16 protein-coding genes and 1 pseudogene are annotated in these 18,756 nt (G+C 66.7%); 11 read left to right on the top strand and 6 right to left on the bottom strand.

Annotated features, from left to right (window positions below):
* Window positions 1-39: 39 nt before the first annotated feature.
* Window positions 40-1,122, bottom strand: a complete 1,083-nt coding sequence (locus ACFVT5_RS27210; protein ID WP_389893294.1) for an inositol-3-phosphate synthase — start codon at window positions 1,120-1,122, stop codon at window positions 40-42.
* 44 nt (window positions 1,123-1,166) lie between these two features.
* Window positions 1,167-1,892, bottom strand: coding sequence for a PadR family transcriptional regulator (locus tag ACFVT5_RS27205; RefSeq protein ID WP_389893291.1), 726 nt, complete (start codon window positions 1,890-1,892; stop codon window positions 1,167-1,169).
* Between the two features lie 371 nt (window positions 1,893-2,263).
* Here ACFVT5_RS27205 and ACFVT5_RS27200 point away from each other — a divergent pair, with 371 nt between their 5' ends.
* The 3 genes from ACFVT5_RS27200 (at window position 2,264) to ACFVT5_RS27190 (ending at window position 7,330) form a co-directional block, all read left to right on the top strand.
* Window positions 2,264-4,939: a transglycosylase domain-containing protein gene (locus ACFVT5_RS27200; protein WP_389893288.1), complete on the top strand. Its 2,676-nt coding sequence runs from the start codon at window positions 2,264-2,266 to the stop codon at window positions 4,937-4,939.
* 164 nt (window positions 4,940-5,103) lie between these two features.
* Complete coding sequence (locus ACFVT5_RS27195) at window positions 5,104-5,553, top strand: DUF2690 domain-containing protein (protein WP_389893285.1); 450 nt, start codon at window positions 5,104-5,106, stop codon at window positions 5,551-5,553.
* Between the two features lie 145 nt (window positions 5,554-5,698).
* Window positions 5,699-7,330, top strand: a complete 1,632-nt coding sequence (locus ACFVT5_RS27190) for a glycosyltransferase family 87 protein (protein WP_389893283.1) — start codon at window positions 5,699-5,701, stop codon at window positions 7,328-7,330.
* Window positions 7,331-7,423: 93 nt separating this feature from the next.
* On the opposite strand, the gene ACFVT5_RS27185 is transcribed toward ACFVT5_RS27190, so the two are convergent.
* From ACFVT5_RS27185 to ACFVT5_RS27175, 3 genes are all read right to left on the bottom strand, one after another.
* A complete protein-coding gene (locus ACFVT5_RS27185) occupies window positions 7,424-8,455 on the bottom strand; it encodes an alanine racemase (RefSeq protein WP_389893280.1) in 1,032 nt (343 codons plus the stop codon).
* Window positions 8,456-8,562: 107 nt separating this feature from the next.
* A complete protein-coding gene (locus ACFVT5_RS27180) occupies window positions 8,563-9,684 on the bottom strand; it encodes a lipid II:glycine glycyltransferase FemX (protein WP_389893278.1) in 1,122 nt (373 codons plus the stop codon).
* Window positions 9,685-9,887: 203 nt separating this feature from the next.
* Window positions 9,888-10,202 carry a hypothetical protein gene (locus ACFVT5_RS27175; protein WP_389893275.1) on the bottom strand — a complete coding sequence of 105 codons (315 nt, stop codon included), beginning with the start codon at window positions 10,200-10,202 and terminating at the stop codon, window positions 9,888-9,890.
* 277 nt (window positions 10,203-10,479) lie between these two features.
* Between ACFVT5_RS27175 and rpsF the strand changes: the two genes are divergently transcribed.
* From rpsF to rplI, 4 genes are all read left to right on the top strand, one after another.
* Window positions 10,480-10,770 carry a 30S ribosomal protein S6 gene (rpsF, locus tag ACFVT5_RS27170; RefSeq protein ID WP_006604399.1) on the top strand — a complete coding sequence of 97 codons (291 nt, stop codon included), beginning with the start codon at window positions 10,480-10,482 and terminating at the stop codon, window positions 10,768-10,770.
* Between the two features lie 77 nt (window positions 10,771-10,847).
* Window positions 10,848-11,459, top strand: a complete 612-nt coding sequence (locus ACFVT5_RS27165; RefSeq protein ID WP_389893272.1) for a single-stranded DNA-binding protein — start codon at window positions 10,848-10,850, stop codon at window positions 11,457-11,459.
* 44 nt (window positions 11,460-11,503) lie between these two features.
* Window positions 11,504-11,740, top strand: a complete 237-nt coding sequence (rpsR, locus tag ACFVT5_RS27160) for a 30S ribosomal protein S18 (protein WP_003949403.1) — start codon at window positions 11,504-11,506, stop codon at window positions 11,738-11,740.
* Window positions 11,741-11,758: 18 nt separating this feature from the next.
* Window positions 11,759-12,205: a 50S ribosomal protein L9 gene (rplI, locus tag ACFVT5_RS27155; RefSeq protein ID WP_389893269.1), complete on the top strand. Its 447-nt coding sequence runs from the start codon at window positions 11,759-11,761 to the stop codon at window positions 12,203-12,205.
* A gap of 166 nt (window positions 12,206-12,371) precedes the next feature.
* Here the strand turns inward: rplI and ACFVT5_RS27150 are convergent, their stop codons facing one another.
* On the bottom strand, window positions 12,372-13,709 hold the full coding sequence (locus ACFVT5_RS27150) for an MATE family efflux transporter (RefSeq protein ID WP_389893266.1): 1,338 nt from the start codon (window positions 13,707-13,709) through the stop codon (window positions 12,372-12,374).
* A 458-nt stretch (window positions 13,710-14,167) separates the two neighbouring features.
* Here ACFVT5_RS27150 and dnaB point away from each other — a divergent pair, with 458 nt between their 5' ends.
* From dnaB to ureC, 4 genes and pseudogenes are all read left to right on the top strand, one after another.
* Window positions 14,168-15,646 carry a replicative DNA helicase gene (gene dnaB, locus ACFVT5_RS27145; protein WP_389893263.1) on the top strand — a complete coding sequence of 493 codons (1,479 nt, stop codon included), beginning with the start codon at window positions 14,168-14,170 and terminating at the stop codon, window positions 15,644-15,646.
* Between the two features lie 298 nt (window positions 15,647-15,944).
* Window positions 15,945-16,241: pseudogene (locus ACFVT5_RS27140) on the top strand (urease subunit gamma); the annotation flags it as partial.
* Window positions 16,218-16,721 carry an urease subunit beta gene (locus ACFVT5_RS27135; protein WP_389893877.1) on the top strand — a complete coding sequence of 168 codons (504 nt, stop codon included), beginning with the start codon at window positions 16,218-16,220 and terminating at the stop codon, window positions 16,719-16,721. The pseudogene ACFVT5_RS27140 and the gene ACFVT5_RS27135, both read left to right, overlap by 24 nt.
* A complete protein-coding gene (gene ureC, locus ACFVT5_RS27130) occupies window positions 16,718-18,706 on the top strand; it encodes an urease subunit alpha (protein WP_389893260.1) in 1,989 nt (662 codons plus the stop codon). Before ACFVT5_RS27135 ends, ureC begins: the two co-directional genes overlap by 4 nt.
* The last annotated feature ends 50 nt before the right edge of the window (window positions 18,707-18,756 follow it).

Here is an 18,756-nt window from a genome sequence, read left to right as displayed (position 1 = left end):
CCCTGTGGATTCAGGGCTTCAGCGCGTGGGCGCCGCTCGTCAGCGCTCGACCTCGCCGCGGATGAACTTCTCGACGTTCTCGCGGGCCTCGTCGTCGAAGTACTGCACCGGCGGCGACTTCATGAAGTAGCTCGACGCGGACAGGATCGGGCCGCCGATCCCACGGTCCTTGGCGATCTTCGCGGCGCGCAGGGCGTCGATGATGACACCGGCGGAGTTCGGGGAGTCCCAGACCTCCAGCTTGTACTCCAGGTTCAGCGGGACGTCACCGAACGCGCGGCCTTCGAGGCGGACGTAGGCCCACTTGCGGTCGTCGAGCCACTGGACGTAGTCCGACGGGCCGATGTGGACGTTCTTCGAGCCCAGCTCGCGGTCGGGGATCTGCGAGGTGACGGCCTGCGTCTTGGAGATCTTCTTGGACTCCAGGCGCTCGCGCTCCAACATGTTCTTGAAGTCCATGTTGCCGCCGACGTTCAGCTGCATGGTGCGCTCCAGGAGGACACCGCGGTCCTCGAAGAGCTTCGCCATCACACGGTGCGTGATCGTAGCGCCGACCTGCGACTTGATGTCGTCGCCGACGATCGGGACACCGGCCTCGGTGAACTTGTCGGCCCACTCCTTGGTGCCGGCGATGAAGACCGGGAGGGCGTTGACGAAGGCGACCTTGGCGTCGATGGCGCACTGGGCGTAGAACTTCGCCGCGTCCTCGGAGCCCACGGGCAGGTAGCAGACGAGGACGTCGACCTTCTGGTCCTTGAGGACCTTGATGACGTCGACCGGGGCCTCGGGCGACTCCTCGATGGTCTCGCGGTAGTACTTGCCGAGACCGTCGAGGGTGTGGCCGCGCTGCACCTTCACGCCGCTGGACGGCACGTCGCAGATCTTGATGGTGTTGTTCTCGCTGGCCCCGATGGCGTCCACGAGGTCGAGGCCGACCTTCTTCGCGTCCACGTCGAAGGCGGCGACGAATTCCACGTCACGGACGTGGTACTCGCCGAACTGGACGTGCATGAGGCCCGGGACCTTGGCTCCCGGGTCGGCGTCCTTGTAGTACTCGACGCCCTGCACCAGCGAGGCGGCGCAGTTGCCCACGCCGACGATGGCTACGCGAACCGAACCCATTCCGGTTGCTCCCTGTGTGTACTCGGTGAAGCCCTGAGTGGGCTTCACGTGGCGGTGTCGTCGGACGGATCCGGCCGGGTGTTGTCCCGGTGCCGGGGCAGGCCGCCCGTCTTCCCTGATGTGTCCTGCTGACCTGTTGTGTCCCGCCGGCCCGGTGTGTCCGGCCGAGCCGTGTCCCCCGGAGAGGACGGGGTGGCGGGACGCTGGTCCCGTCCCGCCCGCTCGCTCTCGATCAGCTCGTTCAGCCAGCGCACTTCGCGTTCCACGGACTCCATTCCGTGGCGCTGAAGTTCGAGGGTGTAGTCGTCGAGGCGCTCCCGGGTGCGGGCCAGAGAGGCGCGCATCTTCTCCAGACGCTCCTCCAGCCGGCTGCGACGCCCTTCGAGGACGCGCATACGCACATCCCTCGACGTCTGCCCGAAGAACGCGAAGCGAGCCGCGAAGTGCTCGTCCTCATAGGCGTCCGGGCCGGTCTGCGAGAGCAGCTCCTCGAAATGTTCCTTACCTTCTGCCGTCAATCTGTAGACGATCTTGGCGCGGCGTCCCGCCAGTGGTGCGGCGAGAGCATCCTCCGGGGTGCTGCCTGGCTCCTCGATCAACCATCCGCTGACGACGAGAGTCTTGAGACAGGGGTAGAGCGACCCGTAGCTGAAGGCGCGGAACACCCCAAGGGAAGTATTGAGGCGTTTGCGCAGCTCATAGCCGTGCATGGGGGACTCGCGAAGCAGGCCGAGTACGGCGAACTCAAGGATGCCGGATCGCCGGCTCATCGTCGCCTCCTCTCTGCTCCTGGTCCGCTGTCACGGTCTTTATGCCGAGCTGATGTATCGACTCGATACATCACGACGATAGAACGACCTGAGGGATGGGACAAGAGGGGGCACGGTGAACGGCGTCACATCACTGATTCGTAGCAAGCAAGTTGCCTGATTTGGGGTGAACTTCGGCCCTAGGTGGGTTTTGACGGTGCGTAGTCTGTCCGCCATGCAGACCAACGGGACCCGAGTGACGCGAGGCAGCGTCGTGGTTCCGGCTGCGTTGCGGGTGAGCCCCGAGCGGGCCCCATCCGTATATCGGGGGGAACCGGAAACCAGCCGCCGTTTCCAGGCGCGAGAGTGCCTGCCCTAGGAGTAGTCGTTCGATGAGCGAGCACCGTCGTAAACCGCCACAGCCACAGGGTGGCGGACGTGCCGCGGCACGACGCGGCACGTCTGGATCGTCATCGGGTCGCCGCGCCGCCCCGCGCGACACCACCGTGTCTCCATCCGTTTCCTCCAGCCCTGATCCCGGCGCCGAGGAGCCTTCGTACGGCGGCAGGGCCGAGGCTCGCCGCGCCGCCCAGCGGGGCGGTGGTCGCCGCAGAGCCGCGGACGGCGGGGGCCGTGGTGGCGGCAGTGGGGGTGGTGGCCGCCGGGGCGGTGGTCCCGGCGGACCGGGGGGTCCGAACGGGCCCGGACGCGGTCGCGGCCGGGTGCCCACCAAGAAGCGGATGATCGACTATCCGCGCGCCGACAAGGACGGATGGAGCCGCTGGGTCCCCTCATGGCGCTTGGTCACCGGGCTCTTCGTCGGCTTCCTCGGCGGGATGATGGCGGCGGCGGGCATCGCCTACGCCATGGTGGGTGTCCCCGACCCGAACAAGGCGGCCGAGGCCGAGAGCAACGTCTTCTACTGGGCCGACGGTAAGCAGATGGCGTCCACGGGCGGTGAGACGAACCGGCAGAACGTGACGCTCGACGAGATCCCCAAGGAGATGCAGCTGGCCGTCGTGTCCGCCGAGAACGCCTCGTTCTACAAGGACAAGGGCGTCGACCCGGTGGGTATCGGGCGGGCGTTCGTGAACATGGCCAAGGGCGGGGACACCCAGGGCGGCTCCACGATCACGCAGCAGTACGTGAAGAACACCTACCTCGACCAGAGTCAGACGCTGACGCGCAAGGTCAAGGAACTGTTCATCTCCATCAAGGTCAACGCCAAGTACGACAAGGACGAGATTCTGGAGGGGTACCTGAACACCGCCTACTACGGCCGCAACGCCTATGGCATCCAGGCGGCGGCCCAGGCGTATTTCGGGAAGGACTCCAGGAAACTCAACACCGAAGAGTGCGTGTTCCTTGCCTCCGTACTGAAGGGGCCGAACTTCTACAACCCCGACGGAGGTGTGGGTTCCGCGGCCACGCCGGACGCCAACCTCGATCGGGCCAAGAAGCGGTGGACCTGGATCCTGAACCGCGAGGTCGAGGTCGGCAACATGACCCAGGCCGAGCGGGACAAGGTGACGAAGTTCCCCGAGCTCAAGAAGCAGACCTCGTCCCTCTCCGGGCAGACCGGCTACCTGGTCGACGTCGCCAAGGACTACGTGGTCAAGAAGATGGGCCTCAAGCCCGAGGATCTGGAGCAGGGCGGGTACCGCATCTACACGACCTTCGACAGGACGAAGGTCAACCAGATGGCGAAGGCGGTCAAGGCCACACAGGAGGACTTCCTCGACATCAAGAAGCGCCCCGAGAAGGACAAGTACGTCCAGTTCGGAGCCGCGTCGGTGGATGCCAACAGCGGCGCGATCGTCGCCCTCTACGGTGGCGAGGGATTCGACAAGGGGCACTACACGAACAACGCCAACACGAGCGGTGTGCCGGTCGGATCGACCTGGAAGCCGTTCGTCCTGGCGGCGGCGATGCAGTACGGCACCCCCGAGAGCAAGAACGAACCGCTCTCGCCGATGAGCAAGTACAACGGCAACGACCGTCTCATCATCAATGACCAGAACGGCGAGCCGATCCGGGACGCCAAGGGGCGGCCCTTCCGGCAGAAGAACGAGGGCACCACGGCCTGGGGCGATGTGACGCTCAGGAAGGCCATGGAGCAGTCCATCAACACCCCGTTCGTCCAGCTGGGCATCGATGTGGGACTGGAAAGAACGCGGACGGTGGCGAAGTCTGTCGGCATCCTTGAGGAGAGCTTCGACACGGGGAACCTGCGCAACGCCTCGTTCTCCCTCGGTACGTCGACACCGAGTGCGATCCGTATGGCGGACGCGTACGCGACGTTCGCGGCCTCGGGGAAGCACTACGAGCCCTACTCGGTCACCAAGGTGGTCAAGAAAAGCGATGAGCAGCCCGGGTTCGAGGCGCCCAAGGAGCAGAACGCGCTGGACGCCAATGTCGCCGACAACGTCACCGACGTCCTGGAGAACGTGATCCAGAACGGTACGGGCAAGAAGATCAAGGACATCGGGTTCCCGGTGGCCGGCAAGACCGGTACGACGGACAAGAACAAGTCCGCCTGGTTCGTCGGGTACACCCCGGAGCTGTCCACGGCGGTCACGCTGTTCCGCACCGACCCCAAGGCGGGAAAGCTGCTCTCCATGAACGAGACCGGAGGTGTTCCCTCCATCCACGGTGGTGACATCCCGGCGCAGGTGTGGAAGGACTACATGTCCGAGGCGCTGAAGGGCGAGGAGCACGGGTCCTTCCCCAAGCCCGACAAGATAGGGGAGGTCGTCAACGGCGAGCCGTCGCCGTCTCCCACCCCCTCGGAAATCCCGAGCGAGGAGCCGTCGGAGGAGCCGAGCGAGACGCAGAGCGTGCCCGAAGCGCCCTCCTTGACCCCGTCGCCGACCAACTCCTGCGGCAACTTCGACTGGAACTGCGGCGGCTCGAACGGCGGGACCGGCAACGGTGGAACGGACAGCGGCGGGACCGGCAACGGTGGAGGCACCGGAGGACCCTCGCCCTCGACCAGTTCCAGCGCACCAGGTGGAAACGGCGGAAATAACGGCAATGGTAATGGCGGGCTATTCGGCGGCACAGGATAGCGATTTCGGCCGCGGGGATGGCTTGATCGCATCATTGTTCCCTGTGGATCACCGGGCTAGGGTCAGTCTCTGAAGCGCCGTTCGACCTCAATCCAATGCTTTGTGGATTGAGGTCGAACGGTGTCCGGGAGTATCTGAATCGTAGATTCGATTGCGGGGGGAACATGAAGAAGGTCCTCACTCGTGCTGCCACGATTTCGGCGGCAGCGGTGACACTGACCCTGATTCCGCTGGCCGGCACGTCCTACGCGGCCAGCTGCTCGGGGGCAGGGTGCGACAACAAGGGGCCCGTGGCGACGGGATGTGACGTCACGGATGTGGCCACGCAGCGCACGGTGAACAACAACGAGCGAGTGGCCGAACTCAGATGGTCTTTCGACTGTCAGGCCGCCTGGGTTCGCGTCGTCCAGAAGTCCAGCAATCCCGTGTATCCCGCTTACGGGTACATCGAGAAATATAATTCTTCAGGAACTCTCCTGAAGTCTCTCTCGGTTGCTTTTCCCAGTAGTGGAAGCGACTGGTCGAATATGCTCGGTGGCACCGCCTACTACTACCGGGTGTGCGTCAAGTTCGTAGGGAACGAGTACCCGCTCAAGTGCTCCACCAAGTTCTGATCCGCACGACGTCGAGCGCCAGGCGCCACTCCAGGCCGCCTCGTCACTGAGCGTGGTCGATGTTTCACGTGAAACCAGGGCCGCCGCACCCACCGGTGCGGCGGCCCTGGCCCCGTTCTCGGCCGCGTACGGCAGGATGTGCGGCATGCCCAGTGCAGAGACGACGCGCACCGATGTGCCCAAGCCCGAGCCGGTACAGCCGACCAAGGAAGACAAGGTCGCCGCTGCCGGCAGTGAGCTGATCGGAGGGCCGCTCGGTCGGCGCGCCCTGCTCGGGACGTCCTGGTTGACCCCCGTACGGGTCATGGCGCTCGTGATGATCGGCATGTTCGCGCTCGGCATGGTGCAGAAGTTCCCCTGCTACGACGGTGCCTGGTTCTTCGGCGCCAGCTCGCAGTACACCCACGCCTGCTACTCGGACATTCCGCACCTCTACCAGGGGCGCGGATTCGCCGAGGGACTGGTCCCCTACTTCGACCGGCTCTCCGGCGACATGGACTACCTCGAATACCCGGTGCTGACCGGTGTGTTCATGGAGGTCGCCGCGTGGCTCACCCCCGGCGGCGGCAGCATCCAGGACCAGGAACAGGTCTACTGGATGGTCAACGCCGGCATGCTGATGGTGTGCGCGGCGGTCATCGCGGTCTGTGTCGCGCGCACCCATCGCCGGCGCCCCTGGGACGGCCTCCTGGTCGCCCTGGCACCCGCTTTCGCGCTCACCGCCACCATCAACTGGGATCTGCTCGCCGTCGCCCTGCTGGCCGCCGCCATGCTGATGTGGGCGCGGGGCCGTGCCGTCGCCTTCGGTGTCCTCCTGGGGCTCGCCACGGCCGCCAAGTTCTATCCGTTCCTGCTGCTCGGACCGGTCTTCCTGCTCTGTTGGCGGGCCGGGAAATGGCGGGACTTCTGGCGGGCGCTGGCCGGGGCGGTGGGGGCCTGGCTCGCCGTGAACCTTCCGGTGATGCTGCTCGCTCCGGAAGGCTGGGCGAAGTTCTACACGTTCAGCCGGGAACGCGGAGTCGACTTCGGCTCCATCTGGCTGCTGATCACGCAGCGCATCAGCATCCAGATCACCCCCAGCCAGGCCAACACCTACGCGATGCTGTTGATGTTCCTGGTCTGCGGTGGCATGGCCGTACTGGTGCTGACCGCTCCTAGGCGCCCCCGGTTCGCGCAGCTGGCGTTCCTGATCATCGCCGCGTTCATCCTCACCAACAAGGTCTACTCACCGCAGTACGTACTGTGGCTGATCCCGCTCGCCGCACTGGCCCGGCCCCGTTGGCGGGACTTCCTGATCTGGCAGGCGTGCGAGGTCGCGTACTTCCTGGGGATCTGGATGTATCTCGCGTACACGACCAGCGGAGACGCCCACAAGGGCCTCCCGACGGACGGCTACCACCTCGCCATCGTGCTGCACCTGGTGGGCACGCTCTATCTGTGCGCCGTCGTCGTACGCGACATCCTGATGCCGGAGCGGGACGTGGTGCGCCGGGCCGGGGACGACGATCCTTCGGGCGGCGTCCTGGACGGCGCACCGGATGTCGTCGTGTTCGGCAGGGCGGACTATCCACCGCGGCACGCCGGGTATTACGAGGGCCCGTACGTGCAGTGGGGCACGGGATACCCGGAGGGTTCGCACCCGGGCGGCTGGTACGGGGTCGGGGCGAACAACGCCGGCGGGAACATCGCCGGCGGCGACAAGGTCGAGGGTGACGAGGTCGGTGGCCACGGGCACGGCGGTCACGAGGGCGGTCCCCCGCAGGGGCGTTCGCTCTGAGCGAACAGGCTCTCCGGGGCAGACGATTGAGGGCGGTACACGGTCGGTCCGACCGTGTACCGCCCTCATGCGTGACCCGTGACCCGAGACCCGTCAGCGGTCGACGATCCGGTCGAACTGGGTCGTGGTGTGCCGCAGATGGGCCACCAGTTCCTCGCCGACCTTCGGCTCGGGCGCGTCCGAGGGGACGAACAGGATCGACACCTGCATGTGCGGCGGCTCCGCGAACCAGCGCTGCTTGCCGGCCCACACGAACGGCGCGAGGTTGCGGTTCACCGTCGCCAGGCCGGCGCGGGCGACGCCCTTGGCGCGGGGCATGACGCCGTGCAGCGCCTTGGGCGCCTCCAGGCCGACCCCGTGGGACGTACCGCCCGCGACGACCACCAGATAGCCGTCCGAGGCCGCCTTCTGCTGCCGGTAGCCGAAACGGTCGCCCTTGGAGACACGCGCGACGTCGAGGACGGCGCCGCGGTACTCGGTCGCCTCGTGGTCCCCCAGCCACAGCCGCGTACCGATACGGGCGCGGAAGCGGGTCTGCGGGAACTGCTGCTGGAGACGCGCGAGTTCCTCGGACTTCAGATGGCTGACGAACATGGTGTGCAGTGGCAGCCGGGCCGCGCGCAGCCGGTCCATCCAGCCTATGACCTCCTCGACGGCGTCGGAGCCGTCGGTGCGGTCCAGCGGCAGATGGATCGCGAACCCTTCGAGCCGTACGTCCTCGATGGCGGCGTGCAGCTGGGGCAGATCGTGCTCGCTCACCCCGTGCCGCTTCATCGAGGACATCACCTCGATGACGACGCGGGCGCCGACGAGGCCGTGCACCCCGTCGATCGAGGAGACGGAGCGGATGACGCGGTCGGGCAGGGGCACGGGCTCCTCACCCCGGCGGAACGGCGTCAGCACGAGCAGGTCACCACTGAACCAGTCCTTGATCCGGGCGGCCTCGTAGGTCGTGCCGATGGCGAGGATGTCGGAGCCGAAGCGCGTGGCCTCCTCGGCGAGCCGTTCATGACCGAAGCCGTAGCCGTTGCCCTTGCAGACCGGGACGATGCCCGGAAACTGCTCAAGCACGTGCTTGTGATGTGCCCGCCAGCGCGCGGTGTCGACATAGAGCGTGAGCGCCATGGCCGGTCCCGGAACCTTTCTCGTGGTTGCGGTGTATCAGAGATATGTACGGAAATTCTGCCGGGTCCGCCAGTCCATCGGCGCACCGGAATCGGCGCACGACGGGCTCAGCGGCGCGACATGTAGATGTCGAGCGCCTTGTGGAGCAGCTTGTTGAGCGGGAAGTCCCACTCGCCGAGGTACTCGGCCGCCTGCCCACCGGTGCCCACCTTGAACTGGATCAGTCCGAAGAGATGGTCCGACTCGTCGAGCGAGTCGGAGATGCCGCGCAGGTCGTAGACCGTGGCACCGAGCGCGTAGGAGTCGCGGAGCATCCGCCACTGCATCGCGTTCGACGGCCGGAACTCCCGCCCGATGTTGTCCGAAGCCCCGTAGGAGTACCAGACGTGCCCGCCGACCACGAGCATGGTCGCGGCGGACAGGTTCACGCCGTTGTGCCGCGCGAAGTAGAGCCGCATCCGGTTGGGGTCCTCGGTGTTGAGGGCCGTCCACATGCGCTGGAAGTACGACAGCGGGCGCGGCCGGAAGTGGTCGCGCGTGGCCGTGATCTCGTACAGCCGCTGCCACTCCGCCAGGTCCTCGTAGCCGCCCTGGACGACCTCGACGCCCGCCTTCTCAGCCTTCTTGATGTTGCGCCGCCACAACTGGTTGAAGCCCTTGTGGACGTCCTCCAGGGAGCGGTTGGCGAGCGGCACCTGGAAGACATAGCGCGGCTGGACGTCACCGAAGCCCGCGCCACCGTCCTCGCCCTGCTGCCAGCCCATCCGGCGCAGCTTGTCGGCGACCTCGAAGGCACGCGGCTCGATGAAGTCCGCCTCGATGTCGCGCAGTCGCTTCACATCCGGGTTCTGGATGCCCTGCTTGATGGAAGCGGCTTCCCACCGACGGATGATGACCGGCGGGCCCATCTTCACGGAGAAGGCGCCCTGCTGCTTCAGATGCGCCAGCATCGGCCGCATCCACTCGTCGAGATTCGGCGCGAACCAGTTGATGACCGGGCCCTCGGGCATATAGGCGAGATAGCGCTTGATCTTGGGGAGTTGGCGGTACAGCACCAGACCGGCTCCGACGATCTCACCCGTCTTGTCGTCGAACCACCCGAGGCTCTCGGCACGCCACTCCGCCTTCACATCGGCCCACGCCGGGACCTGCATGTGACTGGCGGCGGGCAGACTCTGGAGGTACGCCAGATGCTGCTCGCGGCTGATGGTCCTCAGGGTCAGACTCATTCGGGGCGCTCCTCGGGCTGGGGTGTCCCCATGGGTACAGGGGCTCCGGCTCTCGCGCCGAAGCCTACTGCGCCTCGCCCGCCCGTCGGCTGGCCGTGCGGCACCTTGGCGTCGGCCATGTGGCGGCCGACGCGTCCCTCCACTCCCGGGGACCGACGCGGGAACCCCGGCGCCGCGCGGGCACCGGGGATCGCGCCGGAGCGTCAGCCGATCAGACCGCCGAAGAGCCCGCCATGGGCCATTCCGATGAAGAAGCCGACGGCTGATGCCCCCAGGCCCAGGATCAGACCGAAGCGCTCGCGTGTCGTCACCGAGATGAACTGCCCGTACGCGCCGACGAGGATCCCCACCAGCCCGGTCCAGGAGCTGAGGAGGTGGAGTCCGACGAAGATCGAGGAGATCGCGGCGGTGAGCCCGAGTACCAGGGTCACCGCGACCAGCGCGTCCTGAAGAGGATGGGCCTTGCCGTCCGTGGCGAGTAGAGAGATCGCGGAGTTCGGTCGCATTGCCTGTGCCATGGGGCACCTCCTGCGGAAGGGCGGCGCATCGTAGCGCCATGCACACCCGATGTGTACAGATTGCGGGTCAGGACCACCGGATTTCAACCGGAAGCCGTGGTGCGGGTAGTCTGTACCGTCTGCACCAGTGTCTGCCCAGGCCACGACCCGGAATACCCTTCGCGGGACCCGATTGTCAGTGGCGACTGTTTTACTGGCACCACTGTTGCGAAACGCATCACAACCCTCCTGCCACGGAACGACCGTGGCCGCTGAGTCCAAAGGAGGTGGGTTCCACATGCGTCATTACGAGGTGATGGTCATCCTCGACCCCGATCTTGAGGAGCGCGCTGTCTCCCCGTTGATCGAGAACTTCCTCTCCGTCGTCCGTGAGGGCAACGGAAAGGTGGAGAAGGTCGACACCTGGGGCCGTCGTCGTCTCTCGTACGAGATCAAGAAGAAGCCCGAGGGCATCTACTCGGTCATCGACCTCCAGGCCGAGCCTGCGGTCGTCAAGGAGCTCGACCGACAGATGAACCTGAACGAGTCGGTCCTCCGGACCAAGGTCCTCCGTCCCGAGACCCACTGAGCATCCCGCTCAGCTGATCCCGGGATTCGAGTAGCAGCACCAGCAGCCAGCAGCAAACCCGCCGAGAGGTTCCCCGAATGGCAGGCGAGACCGTCATCACGGTTGTCGGCAATCTTGTCGACGACCCCGAGCTGCGCTTCACCCCTTCCGGTGCGGCGGTCGCGAAGTTCCGTGTCGCGTCCACACCCCGCACCTTCGACCGTCAGACCAATGAGTGGAAGGACGGCGAGAGCCTGTTCCTGACCTGCTCGGTCTGGCGTCAGGCGGCGGAGAACGTCGCAGAGTCGCTTCAGCGAGGCATGCGCGTGATCGTGCAGGGCCGGCTGAAGCAGCGGTCCTATGAGGACCGTGAGGGCGTCAAGCGCACGGTCTACGAACTCGACGTCGACGAGGTCGGCGCGAGTCTGCGCAGTGCCACGGCCAAGGTCACCAAGACCTCCGGTGGCGGCCGTAGCGGCCAGGGTGGTTACGGCGGCGGCGGTGGCGGCGGCCAGCAGGGCGGCGGCTGGGGCGGCGGCCCCGGTGGCGGCCAGCAGGGTGGCGGCGGGGCTCCCGCCGACGACCCGTGGGCGACCGGCACGCCGGCCAGCGGTGGCCAGCAGGGCGGCGGCGGCAACTGGGGCGGAGGCTCCAGCGGCGGCAACGGTGGCGGCAATGGCGGCGGCTACTCGGACGAGCCCCCCTTCTAGGGCGGGCCCGTACCCACACTTCTTGATCACACAGGAGAAACAGCATGGCGAAGCCGCCTGTGCGCAAGCCGAAGAAGAAGGTCTGCGCATTCTGCAAGGACAAGGTCACGTACGTGGACTACAAGGACACGAACATGCTGCGGAAGTTCATTTCCGACCGCGGCAAGATCCGTGCCCGCCGCGTGACCGGCAACTGCACGCAGCATCAGCGTGACGTCGCCACGGCCGTGAAGAACAGCCGTGAGATGGCGCTGCTGCCCTACACCTCCACCGCGCGATAAGGGAAGGGTGACCGACATATGAAGATCATCCTCACCCACGAGGTCTCCGGCCTCGGTGCCGCGGGCGACGTCGTGGACGTCAAGGACGGTTACGCTCGCAACTACCTGATCCCGCGGAACTTCGCGATCCGTTGGACCAAGGGTGGCGAGAAGGACGTCGCGCAGATCCGTCGCGCTCGCAAGATCCATGAGATCGCGACGATCGAGCAGGCCAACGAGATCAAGGCACGCCTTGAGGGCGTCAGGGTCCGTCTGGCCGTCCGCTCCGGCGACGCCGGTCGTCTCTTCGGTTCCGTCACGCCGGCCGACATCGCCTCGGCGATCAAGGCCGCCGGTGGTCCCGACGTCGACAAGCGCCGTATCGAGCTGGGCACGCCGATCAAGACGCTGGGCGCCCACGCGACGTCCGTGCGTCTGCACCCCGAGGTGGCCGCCAAGGTCAACATCGAGGTCGTCGCTGCCTGAGCGCTCCGCGCCAGGCCGAGCTGACAGCTCTGTGGGGCCGCATCCTTCGGGGTGCGGCCCCACACGCTTGCCGGGTGCCGGGTGCCGGGTGCCGGGTGCCGGGTGCCGGGTGCCGGGTGCCGGATGGTGCGTCGTGCGTCGTGGGGTGTTTCACGTGAAACATGCCCTATCGCGTGGCGCCCGTGACGATCCAGCGGCCCGAACGGGACCGTAGCCACAGGGTCAGCATGCGGACGGTCATCATCAGGGTCATCGCGGCCCACAGCGCGGTGAGGCCACCGCCGAGTGCGGGGACGAGCAGGGCCACCGGAGCGAAGGCGGCCAGGGTCACGATCATCGCCCAGGCCAGATACCGACCGTCTCCGGCGCCCATCAGTACACCGTCGAGGACGAAGACGATGCCGCAGACCGGCTGGGAGAGGGCCACCACGACCAGGGCGGGCAGTGCGGTGTCCTGGACGAGTTGGTCGCCCGTGAACAGCGGGATGAACAGCGGCCGGGTGAGGACGACCAGCACTCCGAGGACGAGTCCGGCGACGATCCCCCACTGCACCATCCGCCGGCAGGCGGCACGGGCGCCTTCGGGGTCGTTCGCGCCCAGATAGCGCCCGATGATCGCCTGTCCCGCTATGGCGATGGCGTCGAGGGCGAAGGCCAGCAGACTCCAGAGCGACAGGATGATCTGGTGGGCGGCGATGTCCGCGTCCCCCATGCGGGCGGCGACCGCGGTGGCGATCATGAGGATTGCCCGCAGCGAGAGCGTACGGACCAGGAGGGGGGCGCCCGCCTGGGCGGAGGCCCGTATCCCGGCGAGGTCGGGACGCAGAGAGGCGTTGTGCCGCCGGGCGCCGCGTACGACGACGACGAGATAGACCGCGGCCATTCCGCACTGGGCGATCACGGTGCCCCAGGCGGAGCCCGCGATACCGAGGCCGGCGCCGTAGACGAGGCCGACATTGAGCACGGCGTTGGTGACGAAGCCCCCGATGGCGACATACAGCGGGGTGCGGGTGTCCTGGAGGCCGCGCAGCACTCCGGTGGCGGCGAGTACCACGAGCATGGCGGGGATGCCGAGGGATGAGATCCGCAGATACGTGATGGCGTAGGGCGCGGCGGTGTCGGAGGCGCCGAAGAGGTCGACGAGTGCCGGTGCGGTGGGGAGTACGACGGCGATGACGGCGGCGCCGAGCAGCAGGGCGAGCCAGATGCCGTCCATGCCCTGGCGGATGGCGGCCTGGAGATCACCGGCGCCGACCCGGCGGGAGACGGCGGCCGTGGTGGCGTAGGCGAGGAAGACGAAGACGCTCACGGCCGTCATCAGAAGGGCCGACGCGATGCCGAGTCCGGCGAGTTGGGCGGTGCCGAGATGGCCGACGATCGCGCTGTCGGCCATCACGAAGAGAGGCTCGGCGACGAGTGCGCCGAAGGCGGGGACGGCCAGCGCGACGATCTCTCGGTCGTGCCGGCGCCGGGCGGCCTTGGTCACCGCGGGAGCCTGGGTCATGGGCGCCAATCTAATCTTCCACAGGTAAGAGATGCAATGCTCATTGGCCCCTTACTTTTGTGGGGGTTCGGCACGGGGTGCCGTGTGGCTCGGAGGGATCTTGCGCCGACTGGGAAAGTTTTTCTTCTGCACAGCCGGTGGATGGGAAAAGCGCAGGTCACAGAGGGTTGATCGGGGTGTTCGAGGGCTTGTTCACAGCGCTGTCCACCGTGTCGTGCACAGGTTTCGCGGGGTTCTCCACAGCGTAGGGGGAGTTGTCCACAGCGCCTGTGGATAACCAGATTGGCTGACGGTGGCCACGGGCCTAACGTGGGTCGGCGCCCGCCCTGTCCCACGGCCTCGGAAACGTCACAAAACCGACGCGTCGCAACCGGAGTTGGGCACCTGAATTGTCAGAGCCGTGCCGTAGGAATGAAGGCACGGCGAGGTCCGCTCGGCGGACGGGAGGAGGTGGCCCGGTGAGTATTTCCGAGCCCTTGGACGACCCCTGGGCCGACAGCGGTCCCAGTGATCGTCTGCCCGTCTCCCGTCAGCGCGGCGACGGTGGCCGGGGGCGTGACGAGCAGCACGAGCGGGGCCGCGAGGGCGGTTCCTGGGACGGCGGGCCGTCCTCGTTCGAGCGGGTGCCGCCGCAGGATCTCGACGCCGAGCAGTCGGTGCTCGGCGGCATGCTGCTCTCCAAGGACGCCATCGCCGATGTCGTCGAGGTCATCAAGGGCCATGACTTCTACCGGCCCGCGCACGAGACGATCTTTCAGGCGATCCTCGACCTCTATGCGAAGGGTGAGCCCGCCGACCCGATCACGGTCGCCGCGGAGCTGACCAAGCGGGGGGAGATCACCAAGGTCGGCGGCGCGTCCTATCTGCACACCGTGGTGCAGACGGTGCCGACAGCGGCGAACGCCGAGTACTACGCGGAGATCGTCCACGAGCGCGCGGTCCTGCGGCGCCTGGTCGAGGCCGGTACCCGTATCACCCAGATGGGATACGCGGCGGACGGCGACGTCGACGAGATCGTCAACAGCGCCCAGGCCGAGATCTACGCGGTCACCGAGCAGCGCACCAGCGAGGACTATCTGCCGCTCGGCGACATCATGGAGGGCGCGCTCGACGAGATCGAGGCCATCGGGTCGCGCAGCGGCGAGATGACCGGTGTGCCCACGGGGTTCACCGACTTCGACTCCCTGACGAACGGTCTGCACCCCGGCCAGATGATCGTCATCGCGGCCCGGCCCGCGATGGGTAAGTCCACCCTGGCCCTGGACTTCGCGCGGGCCGCCTCGATCAAGAACAACCTGCCCAGCGTGATCTTCTCGCTGGAAATGGGGCGCAACGAGATCGCGATGCGTCTGCTGTCCGCCGAGGCCCGGGTGGCGCTGCACCACATGCGGTCCGGAACGATGACGGACGAGGACTGGACGCGGCTCGCCCGCCGGATGCCGGACGTCTCGGCCGCCCCGCTCTACATCGACGACTCGCCCAACCTGTCGATGATGGAGATCCGCGCCAAGTGCCGGCGGCTGAAGCAGCGCAATGATCTGAAGCTCGTCGTCATCGACTACCTCCAGCTGATGCAGTCCGGCGGTTCGAAGCGGGCCGAGAGCCGCCAGCAGGAGGTCTCGGACATGTCCCGTAACCTCAAGCTCCTCGCCAAGGAGCTGGAACTCCCGGTCATCGCGCTCTCCCAGCTGAACCGTGGCCCCGAGCAGCGCACCGACAAGAAGCCGATGGTGTCGGACCTCCGTGAGTCGGGCTCGATCGAGCAGGACGCGGACATGGTGATCCTGCTGCACCGCGAGGACGCCTACGAGAAGGAGTCCCCCCGCGCGGGCGAGGCGGACCTGATCGTCGCCAAACACCGAAACGGCCCGACTGCGACGATCACGGTGGCGTTCCAGGGCCACTACTCCCGCTTCGTGGACATGGCCCAGACGTAGCGGCTCGTCTTTGCTGCTCGGGCGTGGGGTATGCCGCGTGATCACTCATCGACGGAGTCCCAGGAGCTACCCGACTCACCGAGTTCGTCCACGGTTTCGGAGCCGGGCTTCTTCTGTCCGGCAGGGTGAAAACGCCGTACCCCACGGATTCATCAGATGGTGTAGATCATCCGCTGTTTGGTCGTCTCGCCTTTCTTGTCCGCTGATGCTCAAGGAGCGTCCGTTGGCCAGGGAGCGTTGTCCGTGACCTCGGCATATCCGGCCGCACGCACCATCCGGCCAACAGAATTGAGTCATAGTGCATTTGACTCCGCATGAGCAGGAGCGCTTGCTGATCCACGTCGCGGCCGACGTAGCAGGGAAGCGCCGCGACCGGGGGCTGCTTCTCAACTATCCCGAGACCATGGCCCTGCTGACCGTTCACGTCTTCGAGGCAGCGCGCGACGGTAAGACGGTCAGCGACGTCATGGACTCGGGCCGACGGGTGCTCACCCGTGACGACGTGATGGACGGCGTCCCGGAGATGATCAAGAACGTCCAGGTGGAGGCGACCTTCCCGGACGGCACCAAGCTGGTCACGATCCATGACCCCATCCCGGAGGCCGCGGAGGAGCCCGAGGTCTACCCGGGCAAGGTCGAGCACCCCCAGCCGGCGCGCAGGCCGGAGTGCCCTGTCGACTGCGACGACACCGACTCGCCTGCCTGTTGCGATGAGTGCGAGGACGCCGCGTCCTGGCATGAGGCGATCGCGTTCAACGCGAACCTGCAGCCCGACAAGAAGACGATCAAGGTCAGGAACACGTCCGATCGTCCCGTCCAGGTCGGCTCCCACTACCACTTTGCCGAGGTCAACCCCGGCCTCAAGGTGGTCGAGAACCCCGTCGGCAGGTCCGTGCCCGACGAACCGCTCAAGGACTGCGCTGAGGCGAAGGGGCGACGGCTGAACATCGCCGCGGGCACGTCCGTGAGGTTCGAACCAGGAGACGTGTGCTGTGTTGAGCTGGTGAAGATCGAGGGCGATGCCAAGAACGACACCAGCAAGATTCAGGGACTGCGCGAGGGGGTCGTCCGATGAGTGGCCAGCCGGGGCAGAGGGGCCGGCAGAGGCAGAGCAACTTGCTGAAGCGGGTGGACTACGCCGCTCTGTACGGGCCCACCAGCAAGGACCGGGTCCGCCTCGCCGACACCGATCTCACCGTCGAGATCGAAGCCGACTGGAGCGGCGGACCGGAATACAGCGGCAATGAGATGATCTTCGGTGGCGGGAAGGTGATCCGGGAGTCGATGGGCATGTCCCACATCCCGAGGGACGGGGACGGCGAAGAGGGCCGCGTTCCCGTGGACACGGTCATCACGGGGGCGCTGATCCTCGACTGGTGGGGTGTGGTCAAGGCCGACGTCGGCATCAGGGACGGCAAGGTTCATGCCATCGGCAAGGCATACAACCCCGAGACGATGGACCCGATCTCGGCGTTCGAGAAGCCCGCTCGTGAACAGGCGGGCGAGCAGCTGCCGGTGACGGCGACGAACTTTGTGGTCGGCCCGAGCACCGAGGTCATCTCCGGCAACGGCCGGATCCTCACCGCGGGGGGTGTGGACACCCACGTTCACTTCATCTGCCCGGAGGAGATCCACGAGGCCCTGGCATCGGGCGTGACCACTCTCATCGGCGGCGGCACCGGTCCCGCTGAGGGCAGCACGGCCACCACCGTGACTCCGGGCAAGTGGCACATCACCCGAGTCTTCGAGGCCCTGGACGAGTACCCGGTCAACATCGGTCTGCTCGGCAAGGGCAGCACGATGAACGACAAGGCTTTGAACGAGCAGGTGGACGCCGGTGTCATCGGCTTCAAGGTGCACGAAGACTGGGGCGCCACTCCGGCGGTGATCGACAAGGCGCTGGCAGTCTGTGAGAAGCGCAAGGTCCAGCTCGCTCTGCACGCCGACTCGCTCAACGAGTCCGGTTTCCTGGAGAGCACCAAGGCCGCTTTCAAGGGCCGTTCCGTCCATGTCTTCCATGTCGAGGGCGCCGGAGGGGGCCACGCCCCGGACATGATCGAGCTGGTCAAGGAGGAGAACGTCCTGCCCGCCTCGACCAATCCCACCCGGCCCTTGACGGTGAACACCGTCAAGGAGCACGTCGACATGATGGTCGTGTGCCACCACCTCAACCCGGACATTCCGGCGGACATGGCTTTCGCGGATTCCCGCATCCGACCGTCCACCATGGCGGCGGAGGACCTCCTCCACGACATGGGCGCGATCTCGATGATGTCCTCGGATGCCCAGGCGATGGGGCGCATCGGCGAGATGATCATGCGCACCTGGCAGACCGCGCACGTCATGAAGGCCCGCTACGGCGCGCTGTCCGAAGACCTGCTGAGCGCGAGAGTCCGACCGATCGAGGCGGACGAGAACCACTCCTTCAATGAGGACAGGCTGAAGCCGAACGACAACTACCGGGCGCGCCGGTACGTCGCCAAGTACACGGTCAACCCGTCGATCACGCACGGCATCGCGGGTTACGTCGGTTCCGTGGAGCCGGGGAGGCTGGCGGACCTGGTGCTGTGGGAGCCGAAGTTCTTCGGCGTCAAGACGCACATGGTCCTCAAGGGCGGCCAGCTCGCCTACGCGCAGGTCGGCGACGCCAATGCGTCGATCACGACGCCGCAGCCCTACCTGCCGCGGGCGGTCTGGGGGTCCACCGGTCGTGCCCCGGGGAGCAACTCGGTGAACTTCGCCGCCCCGGGCGTGGCTGACAGGCTGAACACCCAGTTCGTCATCACCCAGGACAGCCGCAACAAGGTCACGGAGGCGAGGACGGAGGGGCTCGGGCTCAGTAAGAAGTTCGTCGAGATCTCGGACACCCGGGGCGTCAGGAAGAGCGACATGAAGCTGAACGACACGGTGCCGGACAGCCTCGAAGTCGACCACAACAGCTTCGAGGTCACCATCGGCGGTGCGACGACGAGCGACGCCCGCACCGAACTCAACGGTGCGACCGTACCGCGCTCCTACGTCAACGAAGTCCCCCTGGCACAGCGGTACTTCCTCTTCTGACCCGACACCAGGCCCGGCCGTCGGCGCCGCCGCAACGGCCGGGCCTGGTG

Origin of the sequence: Streptomyces sp. NPDC058001, from assembly GCF_042886315.1 — a bacterium.
In the GTDB taxonomy this organism is placed as follows: Bacteria; Actinomycetota; Actinomycetes; order Streptomycetales; family Streptomycetaceae; genus Streptomyces.
Note: the sequence above shows the minus strand (reverse complement) of the source record. Positions and strands in the feature narration are given on the sequence as shown.

What these genes read in the sequence shown, in the direction of transcription:
- ACFVT5_RS27210 (WP_389893294.1), bottom strand. Translation starts at nt 1,122, where the DNA reads ATGGGTTCGGTTCGCGTAGCCATCGTCGGCGTGGGCAACTGCGCCGCC.
- ACFVT5_RS27205 (WP_389893291.1), bottom strand. Translation starts at nt 1,892, where the DNA reads ATGAGCCGGCGATCCGGCATCCTTGAGTTCGCCGTACTCGGCCTGCTT.
- ACFVT5_RS27200 (WP_389893288.1), top strand. Translation starts at nt 2,264, where the DNA reads ATGAGCGAGCACCGTCGTAAACCGCCACAGCCACAGGGTGGCGGACGT.
- ACFVT5_RS27195 (WP_389893285.1), top strand. Translation starts at nt 5,104, where the DNA reads ATGAAGAAGGTCCTCACTCGTGCTGCCACGATTTCGGCGGCAGCGGTG.
- ACFVT5_RS27190 (WP_389893283.1), top strand. Translation starts at nt 5,699, where the DNA reads ATGCCCAGTGCAGAGACGACGCGCACCGATGTGCCCAAGCCCGAGCCG.
- ACFVT5_RS27185 (WP_389893280.1), bottom strand. Translation starts at nt 8,455, where the DNA reads ATGGCGCTCACGCTCTATGTCGACACCGCGCGCTGGCGGGCACATCAC.
- ACFVT5_RS27180 (WP_389893278.1), bottom strand. Translation starts at nt 9,684, where the DNA reads ATGAGTCTGACCCTGAGGACCATCAGCCGCGAGCAGCATCTGGCGTAC.
- ACFVT5_RS27175 (WP_389893275.1), bottom strand. Translation starts at nt 10,202, where the DNA reads ATGGCACAGGCAATGCGACCGAACTCCGCGATCTCTCTACTCGCCACG.
- rpsF (WP_006604399.1), top strand. Translation starts at nt 10,480, where the DNA reads ATGCGTCATTACGAGGTGATGGTCATCCTCGACCCCGATCTTGAGGAG.
- ACFVT5_RS27165 (WP_389893272.1), top strand. Translation starts at nt 10,848, where the DNA reads ATGGCAGGCGAGACCGTCATCACGGTTGTCGGCAATCTTGTCGACGAC.
- rpsR (WP_003949403.1), top strand. Translation starts at nt 11,504, where the DNA reads ATGGCGAAGCCGCCTGTGCGCAAGCCGAAGAAGAAGGTCTGCGCATTC.
- rplI (WP_389893269.1), top strand. Translation starts at nt 11,759, where the DNA reads ATGAAGATCATCCTCACCCACGAGGTCTCCGGCCTCGGTGCCGCGGGC.
- ACFVT5_RS27150 (WP_389893266.1), bottom strand. Translation starts at nt 13,709, where the DNA reads ATGACCCAGGCTCCCGCGGTGACCAAGGCCGCCCGGCGCCGGCACGAC.
- ureC (WP_389893260.1), top strand. Translation starts at nt 16,718, where the DNA reads ATGAGTGGCCAGCCGGGGCAGAGGGGCCGGCAGAGGCAGAGCAACTTG.